Raw genomic sequence first — 4,235 nt, 5'->3', positions numbered from 1 at the left:
TGACCGAACTACTATGCCCCTCTAACTGATTTTGTTCACGAATGTTCAGCAGAATAGTCTGTAAACTAAACAAAGGGCTGTAAGCGGGATATTCTGCTAAATATTGTTTATCCTTGACCAGACTTTTCAATTCTTTAGAAGCCCGCATCGCTAACAGCAGTCCGTCAATTTCCCTTAAATAAAACTGTCGCAGCGCATTTGTTCCGTCTTGTTCCAATCGCGTAGCCGTTAAAGCAATTTTTCCGGCAGCATCTGCCTTTTTTAGTTCCTCAAGAGAAGTTTTACGCGCATTAACAGCCTCATTTAGAGCAGTTTGAGCAGTTTGTAATTGTTGTCGCGCCTGCTGTTGTTCTTGCCTTGCTCGATTTAAATCTGCAACCGCTTTTTGACGTTGCTGTTGTGCCTCTTGCCGTTGTTGAATTGCTTGATTTGCCTGTACTTCAGCTTGACTAGCCTTTGCGCTAGCTGCTGCTACTTTGTTTTGGGCCACTTTCAGGTTTTGCTGTGCCTGATTCACTTTGGCATTTGCAGCATTCAGTTTTGAAGTTACGTTATTAAGATTCCGTTTTACCTGTGCCGCTTGTTCCGATATCCTTTGATTGTCGCGTGATATTTTTTTATTGTCTGCCGATATTCGCTGATTATCTTGCCTGGTAGCTGCGGTTTCTGTTTTTGCTTTTTCTAATTCAGTTTGGGCTTTATCTGTTTGTGCCCTTGCTGTTCCTGCTTGCCCCAATTCATATTGAGCAAATATTAATGATGCAATTGCCCCCAGCCCAGTCAGTCCTAACACCAAAGAACCAATACGAATCCGTTGATTAGCTTTATGGTTCGCCTCTGCTAAAACTTGCTTTGCCTGTTCCTCTGCCTTCAGTCGTTTCTGCACATCACGCTTTTCCAACTCTTGGCTAGCAGCTAAAAACCGATAGTCCAAGTCACTCAAACTTTTACCGACTGCCCATTCTTGAGCATCTTGCAAAGTCTTTCCTAGCAGCAAGCGCGACTCATCTTGACGTTCCGACTCAACCCAAGCGTTCAATGTATCGGAGTAGGGGCGCAACTTTGCTAAAATCTTGTCGCACCATTCCTGTTTAAACACCTCCTTATATATACGGTTATAAATTCGCAGCTTCCCATCGCGCTTCACCACCAAACCCGTCAGCCGCAGTTGCGTTTGTTCAGGACTATCATCAGCTACTATCTCTCCCTGCTGCAAATGCTGATACAACCCCAACAATCGCCCAGTCCTCTGTTCCCCACTCTGCAAAATTCTGTCACGAATCGTCTTCAAATGCTCTGGCTCATCTTGCGTCTCCCAATTCTCAATAATCCGCCTTCTTACCACCCCTGCCACCAACCCCTGAATTTGGGATTTCTCCTCGTCTGCACAAGACGCGATAAATCGCGTCTCTACAGGGCATTCCTCAATTAACAATTTACAAACTTTTTGCGTTAAAAACGGCTGTCCTCCCGTCCAATCCAGCACCGCCTGCATCAACTCTTGAGAATCACCCACCGCCACCAATCCCCGCGCCAAAGGTTCCGCCTCCGGGAGTTGAAACCCAGTCAAATCAATTGCTTGTCCAATATTAAAAGGTGTCCGGCGTTTGTCTTGAATCAAATCTGAAGGTGTAGATACGCCAATTAAAGCAAAGGTGAGGCGGTTATATTCAGGATGGTCAGCTCGTCGGTTATAGCAATCGCGGATAACTGCAAAAAAGTCATCCAAGTTGAATGAAAGACTCAGAACGCTGTCAATTTCATCAATAAAAATAACAATCTTTTCAGTAATTGTTTTAAGTAATATTGTTTCAATAAACTTGCTCAAATGCTGTACTGGTGAAAGCAAACCGTTATCAGTCCACCAAGTATCTAAATCAAAAATTGGATAAATATTAAAACTTCCCACCAGAGTATCAATCACCCCGGCATACCACTCTTCTGGGGTAATATCTGCCGTCCCAATAGCTGTAATATCAACAGCAGCACAAGCAAATCCCTCAGTTTGCAACTGCTGCATTACCTGCACCCGCAAGCTAGATTTCCCCATCTGCCGGGAGTTGAGTACATAACAAAAATCCCCAGCCTTCAAGCCTTCATAGAGGTCATCGTCAGCTTGCCGTCTAACATAAGTTGGCGCATTTTGAGGAAGACTACCACCGACTTGATATTGGTACTGGGTCATAAACAATTCAAAATTAAAAACTTGTACTGAGCTTGTCGAAGTATTCAAAATCCAAGCTAGTCTTGAGGGTTTGTAGTAAGCACTTTAGTGCTTGGAAGATAAGGACTAAAGTCCTTACTACCAACTTGCTTACCTATCAAAATTAAGGGGGGTGATACCTGGATAAGCGGAGGGTTTTGTCTATGTGTCGCATTCTTTTTTCAAATTGGTATTAAATGCTAATTGGAGATGAAAGTCCTATTGCACTCCTAATGTACTTTTTTAATTTTTCAACCCCAAGCGATGCCCAAAATATTGACGATACAATTCACACAGTGGCACTACTTCATTGCCTTGAAACTTAACTAACCCCATACTGCGGAGTTTAAACGCTTCAGTTGTGCCTACATCCACGGCGCGATTTGCCATCATCACAAGTTTTACCGCAGCTAGCAATTCTGCATCCTCTTGCAAATTCAGCCAATGGCGGCGTAAATGGTCACTGTAAGGCCCTTCCTCAGTTGCCGCGATTTTTTGCAGATTTTCCAGCGTCATCCTACCACGGGCAATTTCATAAAGCGCTACCCGCACTAAATAAGGATGACCACCCACCAGTGTGATTAATTCCTCAACTTGTGAGTTAGACCAATTGAGGCTGTGACGCTGTACCAAGTTTTGTACTTGTATTTGATTTAAGTCTGGCAACTCAATGGGTAAACCCACATTAAAAGGCGACTGATTTATATTGAGTGGGATATAAACTTCCTTAGAATGCACAATCACCAATCGGAGATTTTTCCAAATTGTTTCATTCTTTGACCGCTCATGCCAAGCTCGTAGTAATCCAAAAAAATCAGCTGCAATTATCGGATGCTTGAAGACTTCATCGACTTCATCCAAACCCAAAGCTACGGGGTTATTAATTGCGGGTAATAAATACCGTTGAAAGTAATTTGTAGATTTATTCTTGCTACCTAAAACACCCTTCCAATACTCGTTTAATTTATCGGGTAGATTCAATTCGTAAGTAATGCTGGCACAGAACCACTGCAAAAACTGATCTAAATTACCAAAAGATTCTGCATCGGCTGACTGGAAATTTACAAGTGCAGTCTGATAGCTATGTTGACTAGCATGATGAAGAACCCGCGACATCAGCGAACTTTTGCCCATCTGCCGGGGAGCTTTGATGCGAATTAAGGCCCCTGGTTGAAGAATCGCTTCATAACAGTCTACCTCAATAGGCGATCGCTCCACATAGAACGCAGAGTTTAGAGATACCTGCCCTTCTGGACTTTCTAAGGAGACTACTGGTTTTATCTCGGTATCTGGAATAATTTCGTTGGCACAAATAGCACCTTTGGGATTGTTCCGACTTTTCAGTACTGGGGTGGAAGACTCTGGAATACTTTCTAAATCAATGGCGCTACAGCCAAACTCGTAAGCATCCTCGTATGACCTATCAGCGCCCAGTGCATCATAAAAGCCTACCGCAAATTTAATCGCTGCCTTATCCCCAATTGCCCGATTCATCCCAACCACGCAGTTAATGTGTTGGTAAATTGCCTCAGCTTGTACCTCGCTATAGCAGGCATTTAATAATATACACTCAACCTTGTCTTTAAATAACTTAAATAGCCTTGCCAGTGACTCTGTACTCACCAGCTGCATTTGCCCTGTATTATTTTCCAAGGCTAAACCTTGATTTCCTCCACCATGTCCGGAAAAATGGATAATATGAGGCTCGTGATCCAAAAGCGCACGCCGTAAATCGTCAGGACGCACTGCCCATTTAGTAATCAGTTCAAACTTATCTCGGCTGCGAGAGCGTTGCAACCCTGACTGAATTTCCCTTACTTCCTCGTCCAAGCGTAGCTTATCTGTCGTCGTGGGATTAGCTGACACAATCAGGATTTTTTTCACAGCGCTATCAACTATTAAATGCAGGCTTCTGACTTAGATGTAGTTTACTACAGCAGATAACCAGACAATTACTGATAGTGCATTACCGTTAACGAGTCTTTGATACTCGTGAATGAGTCTTTTAGCTCCATTAATGAGTCTTTGATAC

Annotated in this window: 2 protein-coding genes; both read right to left on the bottom strand. The window is 43.2% G+C overall.

Annotated features, from left to right (window positions below):
- Positions 1-2,185, bottom strand: a 2,185-nt coding sequence (locus ACFFAP_RS36635; RefSeq protein ID WP_375515802.1) for an AAA-like domain-containing protein, incomplete at its 3' end; no start/stop codon positions are given.
- Positions 2,186-2,446: 261 nt separating this feature from the next.
- Positions 2,447-4,087, bottom strand: a complete 1,641-nt coding sequence (locus ACFFAP_RS36630) for an AAA-like domain-containing protein (protein WP_375515801.1) — start codon at positions 4,085-4,087, stop codon at positions 2,447-2,449.
- Positions 4,088-4,235: the final 148 nt, after the last annotated feature.

Origin of the sequence: uncultured Nostoc sp., assembly GCF_964245575.1 — a bacterium.
GTDB lineage: Bacteria > Cyanobacteriota > Cyanobacteriia > Cyanobacteriales > Nostocaceae > Nostoc.
Note: the sequence above shows the minus strand (reverse complement) of the source record. Positions and strands in the feature narration are given on the sequence as shown.